Origin of the sequence: Lactobacillus sp. PV037 (genome assembly GCF_014522345.1) — a bacterium.
GTDB lineage: Bacteria > Bacillota > Bacilli > Lactobacillales > Lactobacillaceae > Lactobacillus.
This window is the reverse complement of record NZ_CP041987.1, coordinates 1,062,662-1,080,481: the sequence shown is the minus strand read 5'-3', so window position 1 is coordinate 1,080,481 and position 17,820 is coordinate 1,062,662. Positions and strand designations below refer to the sequence as shown.

5 protein-coding genes and 1 other annotated feature (1 of these 6 running past the window's edge) are annotated in these 17,820 nt (G+C 40.3%); all 5 genes read left to right on the top strand.

Going from position 1 to position 17,820, the window contains the following annotated elements:
- The first annotated feature begins 71 nt into the window (after positions 1–71).
- The gene (gene thrS, locus FP435_RS05765) at positions 72–2,006 is read left to right on the top strand and encodes a threonine--tRNA ligase (protein ID WP_265483249.1); all 1,935 of its coding nucleotides are present in this window, start codon (positions 72–74) and stop codon (positions 2,004–2,006) included.
- Between the two features lie 265 nt (positions 2,007–2,271).
- A complete protein-coding gene (locus FP435_RS05760) occupies positions 2,272–3,828 on the top strand; it encodes a glycosyltransferase (protein ID WP_265483248.1) in 1,557 nt (518 codons plus the stop codon).
- Positions 3,829–3,990 (top strand): hypothetical protein, encoded by a 162-nt coding sequence (locus FP435_RS05755; RefSeq protein ID WP_265483247.1) that lies wholly within the window; start codon positions 3,829–3,831, stop codon positions 3,988–3,990.
- A gap of 20 nt (positions 3,991–4,010) precedes the next feature.
- Entirely contained in the window at positions 4,011–5,318 is a 1,308-nt protein-coding gene (locus FP435_RS05750) for a glycosyltransferase (RefSeq protein WP_265483246.1), read from the top strand.
- Between the two features lie 111 nt (positions 5,319–5,429).
- On the top strand, positions 5,430–17,591 hold the full coding sequence (locus FP435_RS05745) for a pectate lyase-like adhesive domain-containing protein (protein WP_265483245.1): 12,162 nt from the start codon (positions 5,430–5,432) through the stop codon (positions 17,589–17,591).
- Positions 17,592–17,717: 126 nt separating this feature from the next.
- Positions 17,718–17,820 (top strand) — a sequence feature (ribosomal protein L20 leader region) (it continues 11 nt past the right edge of the window).

The window sequence follows — 17,820 nt, the reverse complement described above, 5'->3', positions numbered from 1 at the left end:
TTTGGGTGGAACCACGTAATTAACGTCCCAGTGCTTATTTGCACTGGGATTTTTTATTTGGAGGTAAAAATATGAGTTTTGTAGTTACTTTGCCAGATGGCTCAAAGAAAGATTTTGATAAAGCAATCAGTGTAAAAGAATTAGCTTCAAGTATTGCAACATCATTAGGAAAAGCTGCAGTTGGAGCAAAAATTAATGGTGTCATGAGACCATTAGATTATGTTGTAGATAAAGATGTTGAAGCAGCCATTATCACCGATAAGGATGAAGAAGGATTAGATATTTTAAGAGCAACTACTGCATTTTTATTAGAAGCAGTTGCTAAGCGTGAATATCCTGATTTACGTTTAGGGATGCATGAAGCTGACGAAGGTGGATTCTTTGTTGATACTGATAAAGAAGATCAAATTAAGGTTAGTGAGCTCCCTAAGCTTGAAAAATTAATGGCTAAGGCAATTAAAAATGGTGAAAAGATTGAATTCACTAAGATGAAGAAGTCTGAATTACAAGAGATCTTCAAAGATGATGCTTATAAACTTGAATTATTAAAAGATCAACCTGATGAAGTTGAAGTTTATAAATTAGGAGATTTTGTAGACTTTGGTTTTGAAGCTCTTCTTCCTAATACAGGAAAAATTAAGAACAACTTCAAATTATTATCAGTAGCTGGTGCTTACTGGTTAGGTAAGTCATCTAATCCAATGCTTCAAAGAATTTTTGGGACTGCCTTCTTTAAGAAGAGTGCTTTAGAAGAAGATCTTAAGCGTCGTCAAGAAATCAAAGAAAGAGATCACCGTACTATTGGACGTGATTTAGATTTATTCTTTGTTGATCCGAAGGTTGGTGCTGGGCTTCCTTACTGGATGCCTAATGGTGCCACTATTCGTCGTACTATTGAACGCTACATCGTTGATAAAGAAGTAGCGGATGGTTACCAACATGTTTACACCCCAGTTTTAATGAATGTGGATGCTTACAAGACTTCCGGACACTGGGCACACTATCGTGATGATATGTTCCCACCAATGGATATGGGTGATGGCGAAATGCTTGAATTACGTCCAATGAACTGCCCATCACACATTCAAATTTACAAGCACCACTTACGTTCATACCGTGAATTGCCAATTCGAATTGCTGAATTAGGTATGATGCACAGATATGAAAAATCTGGAGCTTTATCAGGACTTCAACGTGTGCGTGAAATGACCTTAAATGATGGCCATACATTTGTTTCCTTAGATCAAATTCGTGAAGAATTTGCTAAAGTATTGAAGTTAATTATGGATGTTTACAAGGACTTTGATATTACGGATTACTACTTCAGATTATCTTATAGAGATCCTAAAAATACTGATAAGTATTACGCAAATGATGAAATGTGGGAAACTGCACAAAGCATGCTTAAGGCAGCCATGGATGATCTTGGTTTAGATTATGTTGAAGCTGAAGGTGAAGCAGCCTTTTATGGACCTAAACTTGATATTCAAACTAAGACTGCTTTGGGTAATGACGAAACAATGTCAACTATTCAATTAGACTTTATGCTTCCTGAAAAATTTGGCTTGACTTACACTGGTAAAGATGGTGAAGAACACCGTCCAGTGATGATTCACCGTGGTATTGTTGGTACGATGGAAAGATTCATTGCTTACTTAACTGAAATTTACAAGGGTGCTTTCCCAACTTGGCTTGCTCCAGTTCAAGTAAAAATTATTCCAGTTAACTTAGATGCTCATGGTGATTACGCAATGAAAGTTAAAGAAGAACTTACAAAGCGTGGCTTTAGAGTTGACGTAGACATGAGAAATGAAAAGATGGGTTACAAGATTCGTGAATCACAAACTCAAAAAGTTCCTTATACTTTAGTATTGGGTGACGAAGAAATGAATAACAATGCTGTTAATGTTCGTCGCTACGGAACAGAAGAACAAATTAATAAGAGTATGGATGAATTCATTAATGAAATTGATTCAGATGTAAAATCTTACTCACGTAAAAACTAGAAAAAATGCTCCAAGAAATTGGGGCATTTTTTCTATACATTTGTTATTTAATTACTTGAAAAAAATCCTAATTTTTGTGTTTAAAAATGTAATCTGAAAGTGCCATTTTACTTGAATTTAATGGTAATTGTAAGTAAAATTGGTATATAAATGTAAATTGGGGAAACTAGTTTCTCAATAAATAATTCGATTAATACTTTAAAAAGTTGTTTTTTTATTTTTTTATAAAAATTATATTATGAGCTAAAGGTAAGGGGTTATAAAGTTGATCTATTTTATTAATTTTGGAATGCCAAGTCATAAATCTGGGATTGAGCATGCTGAATTAAAACGCTTAAATTTATTTAAGAACCACCATCAACCTGCAAAAATCATTGCACGTGATTGGAATCGTGAATTACACAAGACTGCTAATGCATCTGGTGTAGATGACGATAGCTTATTAGGAATGTTTGACTACTTTCAAGATGCAGAACATGTACCAACTAAAAAGGTAACTGTTGAAGATTTAGATTTTGGACTTGAAAATACGGAACGTGTTGATGAACCTGACAAAAATCGCTACTTGGTAACTAGTGAACAAGGAAAATTAGTCGCACGTGTAAACTATGATCCTAACGAAGATAAACAAGTAGTTTCGACAGAATTGTTTGATGAATACGGTAATTTATATCGTGTAGATCACTATGATAGTCGTGGCTTTAGATCATTAATTCAATGGTATACGCCAGATAATCACGTTGGTAATGAAGAATGGTTAACGCCAGATGGTAAAACTATGATTCGTACTTTTAATAAGTTTGATATTCATCATAAGTTAGTGAAAACTGGTTGGTGGCTTCAAGAAAAGAATGGTGAAATCCATACTTTTGATACTATTGATGAATTATTTGAACATTTCTTAAATAGAATCAATGAAAAAGGCAATAATATTTTTGTCTTAGACCGTTCACTTTTAGCAGATGGAGCGTTAACACGCTTGAAGAAACCAGCTTATACAGTAATGCACTTACATAATTCACAAGCAGGGGATGCACAAGATCCACTTCATTCGATCGTAAATAATAATTATGAGTACGCTTTAGCAAACTTGGATGAGTATTCAGCAGTTGTTTCTGCTACCCAACGTCAAACAGATGATGTGGTTGAACGTTTTAAGCCAAAAGCTAAAATGTACACCATCCCTGTAGGAATTGTTGATAATGAAACCTTAAATGCAGATCATATTAGTGAAGATGAAAGAACCTTCGGTAAGGTGATTGCAGTAGCTCGTATTGCTTATGAAAAACGACTTGATGATTTAGTAAGAGCAGTAAAACTTGTTCATGATGAAGTTCCAGAAGTAACTTTAGATCTATATGGTTATGCAGATTCTTCTAATAATTATGGTGAAAAGAAGAAGATTGAAAAGTTAATCAAAGAATTGAAACTAGAAGATGTAGTAACTTTTAAAGGTTATACGACAAATATTCCAGAAATTGAAGATAAAGCCCAAGTATTTGGATTAACTTCACGGATGGAAGGATTTAACTTAGCAATCATGGAAGCTATTTCACATGGTGTTGTTGGGATAACTTACGATGTAAATTATGGTCCTAACGACATTGTGCAAGATAAAAAGAACGGCTACATCGTTGACTTTGGTGACTATAAGGCTTTAGCGGACCGCATGATTAAAGTCTTTAAAGATAAAAAATTAATGCAACAATTAAGCGATGGCGCTTATGAATCAAGCGAGCGTTACTCTGATGCTAACGTTTGGAAAGCTTGGAAAGAATTAATTGATGATGCAAAAGAAACTTTGAAAGATGAGGTAAGATAATTGAAATATCTGGTAGGAGAAAATGTTTTTACTTTTAATTCAGGTACTGAATTTTCACAATTTCAAAGATTAGAAGCATTTAAAAATAATAATGAAGATGCTGTTTTATTGTTACGTAACTACAATAGAATGCTTAGCAATGAATTAAAAAACATGGCTTAAGACAAAAAGATGTCATTAACATGTATGACTATTTCCAAGGAACAGTTCATACAAGACGTAAGGAACAATCATTACGTTTACTTGATAGTATTCCGCTGAAAGATTACCACATTGTGGGTATAGATAATAATCATTCAAATATTGAATACAAAGGTAAGAAGATTGCTGATATTCGTGTAATGCCAGGAACTGTAGGATTAATCGGCAGCATTGAATATTATGATTCTTTAGGTCAAGCTGCAGTAAAAGAATATTGGGATTGGCGTGGCTTTAAATCAATGGTTGAAACTTATCATCCAGATGGTTCAATTGCCATGCAACAATATCTTAATTTAGATGGTAAGCCAGTTTTAGAAGTAAGTCATATGTATATTGGTAAGCAAGTTTTACCAACTATGTGGAAGCTTTTGGATTACAAGGGCCATGATTTCCAATTTAGAACTGAAAATCAATTATTTACTTTCTTCTTAAATGAAATCAATAATGCTAACCCTGGTACTTTCATTTCAGATCGTCGTACTTTAGACAGTTCTGTATTAAATGTAGAAAATGCAGAAGGTAAAATTGCATATCTTCACAGTGTGCCATTTGCTGACTATCGTCGTCCACAACAAGGAATTATGGATGTTTACAATAAAGCAGTAAATGGTGAAGACGGAAAAGAATTTGATGTAGTAGTTTTACCAACTCAAGATCAAACTGATGAAGTGAAAAAACTTGCTACTTCTAAGAGTAAAATTGCTGCTGCTCCAGATAGTTATGTTAAAAAAGCAGCTCGTCCTAAGAAGTTAGGTAAGGAAATCAATGTGGTTTACGTTGGACGGTTAGCTGATGATAAGAATACTTTAGATGTGATTCGTGCCTTCAAGCATATTCATGATAAAGTACCAGCAGCTCGTTTGAAACTTCAAGGTTATTATTCAGGTAGTGACTATCAACAAAAAGTTGAAGATTTAATTAATAAATTAGAAATTAAAGATGTAGTTGAAGTTTTACCATATGAGCCAAAAGAAAAGATTGTTAAGGATGCAACAATTTTCTTGAATGCTAGTCTTAGCGAAGGCTTTGGAATGAACATGCTGGAAAGTCTTGGTTATTCAGTTCCAGTTGTTACTTATGCAGCTGCATACACTAAGGATAATTTAGTAGAAGATGGAGTTAATGGTTATGCCGTTACTACAACTACACCTACTAAATTAGCTCAAAAAGCAGTAGATGTTTTGCAAGATGAAGATTTGTACAAGCGTTTGTCTCAAGGAGCAAGTGAAACTGCTAAGAAGTATAGTGAAGAAGCATTTATTAACAGTTGGAAGCAGATTTTAGATTAGTTTTGTAGCTTATAGGGAGTTGAAAAGAAGTTCCTTATAAGTTATTTTGCTTAATGTATTAGAATAAGAGTTAAAAGATAAGATAGTAAAAAAATCAAGGGAGATGTTGAGATGTCTAAAAAAGATTTACATAGAAAAGAGGTCTTCTCTTTACGTAAGTTAACAGTAGGTCTTGCTAGTGTGATGATCGGTTCATTTTTCTTCGTAGCTCATGATACAGATACTGTACATGCTGATGAAATTAGAGAACCTGAATCAGCAGCTGTGGCACAATCTACATTAGATAAAGCTAAAGAACTTGCCAGTGATAGTAACAAAGAAGTTGCAAGTTCAAGTAGTGACTCAAGTGCTGCAAGTCAAGCAAGCAGTGCAGCCGATTCAGTAAGTTCAGCAAGTGATGTTGCAGGTGCAAATGTGAGTTCAGCACCTAGTGAAGTAAAAGCAAGTACTGAAAATAAGGTGGCTGACTCCCAAGCTAGTCATAGTAGTGGGGATGAATTGGCAGCTAGTGCAAGTTCAATGCCAGCAAGTAGCGAAAATAAGGCTACTTCTGATTCAGCAGCTGCTCATCATGAAGTAGCTAAAGAAGAAACTACAAATAAGTCAGTTGCTACTAATAAAGTTGCTGAACAAACTACTTTATTTGAAACTAAAACAGCAAGTTTTCTTGCTACTGGAGTTAACAACTCCGCAACACTTGCTCAATTAGGTGAATCAAAAGTTGCAAGTTCAGCTTCAAACGCAACTTCTGTTGCTAATGCTAGTGAATTTGTCAATGCAATTACTAATACTAGTGCAGCTGTAATTGATGTGACGAGTAATATTGACTTAAGTTCACAAGGTACAATTACTGTTTCTTCAGATGCAGCTTTACGTGATGTAACAATTAATGGTAATGGTCACACAATTAGCTTTGGTAATGCTTACCTTGATATTAAGAGCAAGGATGATCAAAAGCTTACTGTTTCTGGTGCAACTATTACTGGTTCTAACACTAATGGTATAGTTTCTATGGATAGTGGTAACAATGCTAGTGTTGAATTTGATGGTGTTACTTACGAAGGTACAGGTTTAGTAAATAATACCAATACTAACGTTGTCTTTAGTGGAACCAATAACATTACTACTAATAAGAACACTTATAGTGTTAATGCTAAGAGTGTAACTGTGCAAGATGGCTCAAATACTACAATTGATACTACAAATGCTGCAATTAATGTTCCAAGTGGAATTTCTGTTTATGGTAGTTTAACCGTGGATCGTTCTGGTGGTGGAACTATTCCTAAAGAAGGTGGGGTTATTAATACAGCTAGTGACCTGACTATTACAAATCAAGGTAGTTTAGATATTGAATTAAAAAATGTTGGTGGGTTAAGCACTAATAAGAAACTTAGTGGGATCGTTTATGTAACCAATGGATCAAATATTAATGTTAATAATGGTGGTAAGCTGACATTTAATAATGAAACTAACTCAGAAGCATCATCTACAATTTTACGATTTAAAACTGCAGGTAGTACATTGAAGATTACCGACGGAGGTCAGGTAAATATTAATGGATCTCTTGGAGAATCAGCAGTTTACTTTGTTGATAAGGGAGATATCAGAGTTAGTGGTGATAAATCAATACTCAATCTTGATATTAGTGGTAGTGCTTCAGGTCGCGTATTTGATATGAGAGCCGGAAGTGGTATTTATGTTAATGATGATGGTACTTTTAAAGTAAATTACAATGGAAGTAGTAGTGTTATTTATGCCCCTAAAGGTGCAACATTATCATTTGGTAATAAGTCAAATGTTGAACTAACTAGTACGAGTGGTAATTTGATTACAGGTAGTGGTAATGCAGATCTTTTTATTTATCGTCCGGATTCAATAGTTTTATCAACTCAAGGTAAGATTGAAAGTGGATTATCAGGGACTATTAATGCTCAATATGTACAAACCAGAACATCTGCTACTGGAGGCTGGAGTGAAGCACAAAAATCTCTTAATAGTTCTATCGGTGATTTAAACAATGGCAAGTACTTTGCCTTTGGTACTCCTGATATGCACAATGCTATTACTTTAGATGATAGCAGTAAGATTACTGATCAAACTAAGACTTTAACTGGTACTACTAATGCCAATGGTTATGTAACAGTTCATTATTATGACGGTAAAAATAATAATGGAACTGTAAGTGGCTTGAATTATAATTTAACTGCTCCTGGTGATAGTACTGCCGATTATGTAGTACAAGCAGATGCTAATGGTAAATGGAGCATTCCTTTGGATAAAGCACCTCTTACTGCAGGAAGCGTTATTGTTGTTGAATCAATGTCACAATTTACCCCTGCATTTGCAACTGCATATGTTGCTAGTGCCGATGCTACCTACACTGACTATTCCCAATATGTTGACAATGCTAATTCGATTGCTTCAATTGCCACTAGTCAAGCAAGTCAAGCTGATTTAAGTAGTGCAACTGCAGAATTAGCAAGTGCTGCTAGTGTAGCAACTTCAATTTCTGAGTTTGATCAGCAAATTACAAACTCAATTCCTACAATTGGACCAGATTCAAACTATACTTTAACTGGATTTCCACCTGCTGCTGTTCAAGATGATATGGGTTCACTAGCACAACTTGATGGTTATGAAGATGATGATGGCAATTGGATTACTCCAGTAGCGAATATTAGCGCTTCATTGGCAAGTGCAGCTACGGCAGCAAGTAGTGCAAGTAGTGCTGCTGCAAGTATTGCCAGTGCAGTTGCTAAGTATAATAGTGTGGCTAAGCCAGTAATGGATGCTGCCAGTCAAGGTTCAGTTGCCGCAAGTGCAGCCCTACAAGAATTGAATTATTCTTTAGCAGCCAGTCAAGCCAGTGCTGCGAATAACTCTACTTTAGCAACCAGTGCCTCAAATACTGCCAACTCATATGCTGCAATTGCAAGCGCAAATGCCACTGCAGCTGCTAAAGCTGGAAGTTTGAGTTCAAATGCTGTTTCTTTAGCTAAAAGTTTAAGTGATAATATTCAAAGTGATGTTAACTCAGTTGCGAGTTACGCAAAAGGTACTATTAGTTCTGTTCAAAGTGCTCAAAGTCAGTATCTTTCAGCTGCAAGTACTGCAACTAGTTTAACGGCAGATATTATTAGTGAAACAGCTGCTGCTCTAGATTCTATTGCAAGTGTGGCCACCAGCAATGCATCAGTAGCGACTTCAGTAGCTAATGAATTAAGCAGCTACAGTAGTAGCTATCCAAACGGCATTACTGTTTCTGGATATCCGATTGGTACCGCCAGTAATGTAAAGCCTGTTGAAACTAAGGTAGATTCTTTGTCTAGTGTAGCTGACAGTGTTGCTAGTTTAGCCGTAGGTCTCTCAAATGTTGCTAGTTCAGCTCATGAAACAGCTGCACAGTTAAGTTATGCAGCTATTGATGAAAGTGCTATGTATAGTGCTACCAGTGCAGCAGCTCAAAAGGCTAGTGATTTAACTGCTGCTATTGAAGCTTTAAGCCAGAATAATACTAGTGAGGCGGCTGCAAGTTTGAGTGCCGCTGCAAGCAGTAATACTGATTTTGCAAATATTGATAATCAAATTAATAATTTGGTACCAATTCTTGATAAAACTAGCACTTCAAGCCCAATTGGGGGAGCCCAAAGTATTGCTAATAAAGCAAGTGCACTTGCAGGAATTGGTGAAGCTGCAAGCACATTTGCAAAGAAGGAAGGGTTAGCCGCTGCGCAAATCCTGCTCTTTGAAGTTCAAGTGGCAGCTGCTAAGGAAACAATTACAAGTGCTGCAAGTGCTGCAAGTAGTGCTCAAACGGTTGCTTCTAGTGCTACCGCTTCAGTAGCTACTAAAAGTAATGCAATTAGTCAATTAGTTGATCAGTATCCAGATCAATTAGCCTCTTATGCTAATGCAGCAAGTAGTGCATATAACATCTCATCTACTGCAACTGGGGATGTTCCCAGTCAGGGGGCAAAAATTAATGCAGCTTCAAGTAGTGTTGCAAAGGCAACAAGGGTAGTACGTGAAGGTAATAATAAAGCCAATGGTGCTATTACAAATGTTGCGAATGCTCTCGCTGGGGATGTTAATACGGCAAATCAAATGTATATAATGGCCCCTGATACAACAACCGCACTGGAATCGGTCTATTATCCTGTATTATATAAATACATGGCAAGTCTGCCTCAACAGTTAGCCTCTTATGCTAGTGAGGTAAATACAGTAACTAGTAGTGCTGCTGCTGCTCAGCTTGCAGCTTCAAGTGCTGAATCTGATGCGCAAAGAGCTAAGCAAGCAATTGCTGATGTTGATTTAGCTTATGCCAGTGCAGCATCTGCCTACATTGATCTTAAGTCGCAAGCAGCTTCAACTGCTGCATCAAGTACAACTAGTTCAGCTAATGCGGCAAGTGCAGCAACCAGCAATGCTCAATCTAACCAAGCTGCAGCAAGTACAGCCGCATCAAATGCTAAGGATAGTCTATCTAATGCAAATGCTGAAATTGCAAGTGTAGCAACTGATTTAACTAGTTTAACTAATTTATCTAGTGCTAATGCTATTAATAAGGTTGTTGCTGATAATTTGAATAACGCTACTAAAGCTAAATCTAATGCTGATAGCTATGCTAAGGTAATTGCAGATAATAGTGACCTTGCAAGCTCAGCTGCAAGTACTGCTGCTCGAGAGGCAAATAGCGCAGCTGCTGCAAGTACTGCAGCTTCAACAGCTGCTAGTGCTGCTGCAAGTTACGCTGCTATTGTTGATAGTGCCAAGGCAACTGGTGATACTTCTCTAGCAAGTAGTGCTGCATCTCAAGCCCAAGCTCAAATTGCAAGGGCTAGTCAAGCAAACAGTGAAGCTCAAAGTGCAGCTAGTGCAGCAAGTTTAGCTCAATCTACTGCTAATTCAGCATTAGCTACAATTGCAACTGCTCAAACTTCACTTACCAGTGAAGCAAATAAGATTGCTGATTACTTAAGTGCAGCTCAAACTAATGTAGAACAAGCAAGTGCTGCCAGCTTGGCTGCAAGTCAAGCAAATTCAGGAGCAATTGCAGACAAGACAAATACTGATCAAACTCAAACTGATATTAATAGTGCTGCTAGCGATGTTAAGACCGCAAGTAGTGCTGCAAATTCTAGCGCAAGTGAAGCTGATTCATATTCTAAGAGCGCAGCGAGTCAATCGGACTCATTAGCTGCTGATCTTACATCTTACTCAGATAACCCAATCGTAGTAAGTGCAGCTAGTGCTGCTAAGAGTTTAGCTACCGTTTCAAGTACAGCTGCAAGCAATGCTGCTGACCAAGCACAAACTGCTAAAGATTTAGCCTCAACTGCTGATTCATTAACTGCAGCTGCAAGTACTGCAGCAGCTAATGCAAGTAGTGCAGCCAGTGCTGCAAGTAGCGCAAATGATGCTGCAAGCAGCTATGCTGCTTTAGGTAATATTGCCAAGGCACAATCAGCAGCCAGTGCAGCTAGTGCAGCCAGTGAAGCTGCAAGCACTGCCGCAAGTACCGCAGCAAGTTTATTATCAGATGCTAAGAAGACTTCTGAAAGTGCCTCAAGCGCTGCTAGTGCAGCTGACAAGTTTGCTAGTGATGCAAAAGTCGCTGCTGTAACTGCTTCTGTTGCAGCAAGTGATGCTGATCGAGCAATTTTAGCAGAAAGCTATGCAAGTAATGCTGCAAGTCAAGCTAGCCAAGCTCAATCAAGTGCTGTAAGTACCGCAACAACTTCAACTGCTGTTTCATCAAGTGCTTCTCAAGCAACTGATTCAAGTAGCCAAGCTACCAATACTGCATCAAGTGCTGGCAAGAATTCAGATGACGCTACGAGCACAGCAGGTGAAGTAGCTTCAATGGCAAGTGCACATCCGGCTAACTCATTAGTAGCTAGTGCTGCAACCAGAGCAAGTGATGATTCTGAAGTTGCAAGTAGTGCGGCTACTAAGGCAAGCAGTGCCGCTGATGTAGCAAGTTCAGCTGCTCAAGATGCTGCAACTCAAAGTACAGCTGTAACTGCAGCAAGTTCAGCCGCAAGTAGCGCAGCAGCGAAAGCCTCAAGTGCAGCCAGTGAAGCTGCAAGTTTGGCTAAAGAAGGAAATGTCAGTGCAGCAAGTAGTGCTGCTAGTGTCGCTTCAGCTGCTAACTCAGATGCTGCAAAAGCCTCAAGTGCTGCAAGCGTAGCCAGTGAAGCTGCTAGTCTTGCTAACTCAATCGCTTCAAGTGCTGCAAGTGAAGCAGCTTCATATCAAGCTATTGCTTCAAGTGCAGCTAGTGCTGCTGAAATTGCCAAGAGTGCAGCAAGTGATGCAATCATTGGTGAAAGTGCCGCAAGTCAGGCCAGTGAAGAAGCTAAATTAGCCGATACTGCTTCAACTGCAGTTAACTCATACGAAGTAGTTGCAAGTAGTGCTGCAAGTGTTGCAAGAGATTACAACAGTAATGCAAATAGCGCATCTAGTTCAGTTGCTCATACTGCTGAAGATACTAAAGCTATTGCTGATCAAGTAGCCTCAATGGCAAGTGAACATTCAACTAATACAGTTGTAGCTAGTGCCGCAGAAAAAGCTTCAAGTGCTGCAACTGCTGCAAGTTCAGCAGCAAGTAGTGCTGCTAGTGTAGCAGCTTACGTAAGCTCAGTTACTACTGATGCTACAACCCAAAGATCAATTGCAGCTGACCAAGATCACGTTGCAAGTGAACAAGCAAAACTTGCAAATAGTGCTGCAAGCGCCGCTGATGCTGCGTATAAGGCAAGTAATGCTAGTGCAGCAGTAAGTTTAGCTGCTGTAGCTAGTGCCGCTAAGAGTGCTGCACAAAGTGCTGAAACAGTCGCTTCAAGTGCCGCAAGTCAAGCTCTTGTAGATGAAAGTGAAGCAAATAAATCAATTGCAACTCTTAATAGCTATGCTCAAGATGCTTTGAATTTTGAAAGCCAAGCTAGTGAAGCTAAGAGTGCCGCAATTGCTGATTTAAAGTCAGTAGCAAGTGATGACTCATTAGCAAGTGGTGCAGCTAGTGCTGCTAACTCATCTTCAATTAAGACTAGCGAGTATGCAAGTTCAGCTGCTATTTCATCCAGTGCTGCTTCAACTGCAGCTGACCAAGCAGATAAATCTACTAGTTCAGCAATAAATAGTGCTAGTGCAGCTAGTGATACTGCAAGTGAAGTAGACTCAATGGCTATTGACCATGCAACTAACTCTTTAGTTTCAAGTGCAGCAGTTGTTGCAAATAGTGCTGCTAAGAAAGCAAGTAGCGCCGCTAGTGCCGCAAATGTAGCCAAGAGTAATGCAGATTCAGCAAGTAATGTCGCAAGTCAAGCATATGCTGATGCAAAAGCAGCAGATGAAGCAGCTTCAAGTGCAGCAAGTGTAGCTAACGCCGCTAAGAGTGAAGCAGATTCAGCTGCTGCAACTGGAGACACTGCTGCAACAAGTTCAGCAGCTAAAAAGGCAATGGATGCAGCAAGTGAAGCTAAGAGTGCTGAAAGTGCTGCTCAAGCTGCAGCTAGAAAAGCAAGTAGTGCAGCAAGTATTGCAAATCAAGCATCAAGTGCTGCAAGTTCAATGGCCGAGATTGCTAGCCAAGCATCTACTGCTGCAAGTGTTGCCAAGAATGAGGCAATTGAAGCAATCAGAGGAGAAAGTGCAGCAAGTGCCGCAAGTTCATCAGCAAGCGATGCTGATACAGCTCATACTAGTGCAAGCTCAGATGATAGTGCAGCAAGCAGTGCCGCAACTGCAGCAGGCAGTTATAGTGATATTGCTTCAGAAGATGCTAGCGCAGCTTCAAGTTCAGCAAGTCACGCAAGTGAAACTGCCAGTGAAGTAGCTTCATTAGCAAGTGACCATCCAACTAACTCAGTTGTAGCCAGTGCCGCAACAAAAGCTTCGAGTGCCGCAAGTTCAGCTCAAAGTGCTGCAGATGTTGCAAGCAGTGCTTCAGCAATAGCTTCAAATGCTGCCAGTGATGCTGTAATTCAACGCTCAACTGCTAGTGAACAAGAAAAAGCAGCAAGTGAACAAGCAAGCATTGCTCACTCCTTAGCCAGTGCAGCAGATAGTGCTTATAAAGCAAGTGATGCTGATAAGGCTGAAAGCTTAGCTAGTCAAGCTTCAGCTGCTGCAAGTCTTGCAAGTTCAGCAGCCAGTGTGGCTTCAAGCGCAGCAGCTGAAGCAATTAGTGATGAAGAAACTGCTAAGAGTGCTGCATCAGTTGCCAAGAGTGCAACCGATGATGCAGCTAACTTTGATAGTGAAGCAACGAAGGCAAAGAGTGAAGCAGAGGACAACTTAAACCAAGGTAGTGATTCTGTTGATAGTGCCAGTGCTTCATCAAGTGCCGCATCTAGCTCAGCAGATCAAACAAGTTCATATGCAAGTATTGCAAGTAGTGCAGCAAGTTCAGCAGGTTCAGATGAAAGTGCAGCATTAACTTCAACTAGTGAGGCAAGTTCTTCAGCAAGTCATGCAAGTGAAACAGCTAGTGAAGTAGCCTCAATGGCTAGCGAACATCCAACAAATTCACTAGTATCTAGTGCTGCCGAAAAAGCATCAAGTGCTGCGAGCCTTGCTTCAAGTGCAGCAAGCACAGCTTCTAGTGCAGTAAGTGATGCTTCAAGTGCAGTAGAGAAGGCCAGCGAAGCATACAAGCAGGCAAGTGATGCTGATTCAATTGCCAAGAGCGCAGCTAGTGAAGCATCAGTTGCTAAGAGTGAAGCGGAAAGTGCAGCTGCAGTAGGTGATACCAGTGCAGCAAGTAGTGCAGCTGCTAAAGCAAGTAGTGCAGCCAGTGCGGCTAAGAGTGCAGAAAATGCTGCAAGTACAGCAACTTCAAGTGCTAAAAGCGAGGCTAGCGTGGCATCAAGTGCCGCAAGTGTAGCAAGTGAAATGGCTAAGAAAGCCAGCGAAGCAGATAGTATCGCAACAGATGCTAAGAGTGAAGCAAGTGATGCAATTAATGGTGAAACCTCAGCAAGTCAAGCAAGTGAAGATGCTAAGAGTGCAGATGTTTCCCATACTAATGCAACTTCTTATGAAAGTGCCGCAAGTAGCGCAGCTAGTGCTGCAGGTAGTTACAGCAATATTGCTTCAGAAAATGCAAGTAATGCTTCTAGTTCAGCAAGCCACGCAAGTGACACTGCTAGTGAAGTAGCATCGATGGCTAGCGAACAGCCAACAAATTCACTAGTATCTAGCGCTGCAGACAAGGCATCAAGTGCCGCAAGTAGTGCTAAGAGTGCAGCAGATGTAGCAAGCAGTGCAGCAGATGTAGCAAGCAGTGCAGCAAGTGATGCGGTAAATCAACACACTAAGGCTAGCCAAGCAGATCAAGTAGCATCAAGTGCTGCATCTGTAGCAAATAGTGCAGCTGATGAAGCAGATAGTTTTGCTAAAGCTGGAAATACTAGTGCTGCAAGCAGTGCAACTAGTGTAGCTAGTGCTGCAAGTTCAGCTGCCAAAAGTGCAGAAGAAGAAGCTTCAAATGCAGCAAGTCAAGCAATCGCAGATGAAAAGAAAGCTTCAGAAGCTGCAAGCATCGCCAAGAGTGCCGCTGATGATGCAGCTAACTTTGACAGTGAAGCAACGAAGGCTAAGAGTGCAGCAGAAGATAACTTAAACCAAGGCAGTGATGCTGTTGATAGTGCTAGTGCATCTTCAAGTGCCGCATCAAGTTCAGCCGATAAAACTAGTTCATATGCAAGCATCGCAAGTAGTGCAGCAAGTGCAGCAAGTTCAGATGAAAGTGCTGCTTCGACTTCAACTAGTGCCGCAAGTTCTTCAGCAAGTCATGCAGGAGATACTGCTAGTGAAGTAGCCTCAATGGCAAGTGAACATTCAGATAATTCACTTGTATCGAGTGCCGCAGACAAGGCTTCAAGTGCCGCAAGTCTTGCTTCAAGCGCTGCCACAACTGCATCCAGTGCAACAAGTGATGCTTCAAGTGCCGCAGACAAGGCAAGCGAAGCATACAATAAGGCAAGTGAAGCAGATTCAATTGCCAAGAGCGCAGCTAGTGAAGCATCAGTTGCTAAAAGTGAAGCGGAAAGTGCAGCTGCAGCAGGTGATACCAGTGCTGCAAGTTCAGCCGCAGAAAAAGCAGCCAGTGCAGCCAGTGCAGCTAAGAGTGCAGAAAGTGCTGCAAGTACAGCAGCTTCAAGTGCTCAAAGTGCCGCTAGTGTAGCAAGTAGTGCTGCAAGTGTGGCAAGTGAAATGGCCAAGAAGGCTAGCGAAGCAGATGAAGAAGCATCAGACGCTAAAGATGAAGCTGAAGATGCTATTAAGGCCTCTGACGCTGCAAGTCATGCCAATGAAGACGCACAAAGTGCGGAAAGTTCCCACACTGACACTAGTTCATACGCAAGTATTGCAAGTAGTGCTGCGAGTGCAGCAGGAAGCTACAGTAACATTGCTTCAGAAAATGCTAGTGCTGCAAGCAGTTCAGCAAGCCATGCAAGTGAGACTGCCAGTGAAGTAGCCTCAATGGCCAGTGACTATCCAAATAATTCAGTTGTTGCTAGCGCTGCAGAAAAAGCCTCAAGTGCCGCAAGCAGTGCCAAGAGTGCAGCAAACGTTGCAAGTAGTGCAGCTAAAACTGCAAGTAGTGCCGCCAGCGATGCAAGCAAGCAACGTGAAAAAGCCGCTAAAGCTGATCAAGATGCTTCAACTGCCGCAAGTCTTGCTAATGCTGCTGCTAGTGCTGCGTCAAGTTATGCTAAAGAAGGAGATGCTAGCGCAGCTCAAAAGGCCACTGATATTGCAAGTAGTGCCAGTGCCGCTGCTAAGCGTGCAGAAGATGTGGCTTCAAGTGCTGCTAGTCAAGCAATTGAAGATGAAAAGAAGGCTTCTCAAGCTGCAAGTCTAGCCAAAAGTGCCGCTGATGAAGCTGCTAAGTTTGATAGTGAAGCAACTAAGGCTAAGAGTGAAGCAGAAGATAACTTGAAACAAGATAGTGATTCTGCAAAGATTGCAAGTAGTGGAGCAAGTGCCGCATCTAGCTCAGCAGATCAAACAAGTTCATATGCAAGCATTGCAAGTAGTGCAGCAAGCTCAGCCGATTCAGACAAGAGTTCAGCATCAACTTCAACAAGTGCAGCAAGCTCTTCAGCAAGCCACGCAAGTGACACTGCTAGTGAAGTGGCATCAATGGCCAGTGAATATTCAGATAATTCACTCGTTTCAAGTGCCGCTTTGAAGGCCTCAAGTGCGGCTAGTGTAGCCTCAAGTGCTGCAAGTACAGCTTCTAGTGCAACAAGTGATGCTTCAAGTGCAGCCAACAAGGCAAGCGAAGCATACAATAAGGCAAGTGAGGCAGATTCAATTGCCAAGAGTGCAGCAAGTGAAGCATCAATTGCCAAGAGTGTTGCGTCAAGTGCAGCTGCAGCAGGTGATACGAGTGCAGCAAGTAGTGCCGCTTCTAAAGCAGCAAGTGCAGCAAGTGCAGCTAAGAGTGCCGAAAGTGCAGCAAGTACAGCAGCTTCAAGTGCTCAAAGTGCAGCTAGTGTAGCAAGCAGTGCCGCTAGTGTAGCAAGTGAAATGGCTAAGAAAGCCAGCGAAGCAGATAGTATTGCAACAGAAGCTAAGAGTGAAGCAGAAGAAAGCTTACAGAATACACCTTCTAGTGCCCCTGAACAAAGTAGTTCAGCTTCACAAGCAAGTAGCGCCGCTTCTAGTGAAGTTTCAAGTTCTGCAAGCTCAGCTACTTCAAGTGCAAGCTCACAGGCTACTGACTACAAGAAGCCAACTACAATTCTTACTAATACCACTCAAGGTAGATTTCCAAGTGCAAATGCAACTGTAAGTAACTTGCCAGAAGGAAGTAAAGTAGTTTGGATTAAGAAACCAGATGTTTCTAAACCAGGAATTCAAAAGGGTGTAATTCAAATTACTTATCCTGATGGTCGAACTGAAAGAATAACTGTTGAAGTAAATGTACGTCCAAAGGCTACTCAAATTAGTGCAAGACCTCATCGTTCACCTAAACGTACAGCTTCAAGAAATCGCTATGGAAACTCTAACGCTCGACGTGCTCAATGGTTAAGAGATCGTGGATATGTAGTAATTGTAGGACCAGATGGTGAAATTATTAGCTACTACAAGGCTAAGGATGGTATTGGTAGAATCGTCGAAGATAAGAAAGAATTGCCACAAACTGGTGCAAGCCAATTAGATAATATGGCTGCAATTCTTGGATTAAGCTTAGCAAGTTTAGGATTTATCTTTGGATTAGCTGATATCAAAAAGAGAAAAAAGGAAGATTAATAATCTAACCTGAAAAAAGTGATACTGAAAAGTATCGCTTTTTTAATACCAATAATTTTTGTTAATTAAAAAGTGTCTAGTAAAACTACTTGACTCACTTTCTCAGAATGGTATAATACAGAAGTTGAGAACAAGAAGAAGCACCCGCTTCTCGCCTAAGTTAAGAATTACCTCTGGGCTAATCGATAATATCTGTTGATTAAAGGCGGGGGAATTCTTAACCCGCCTT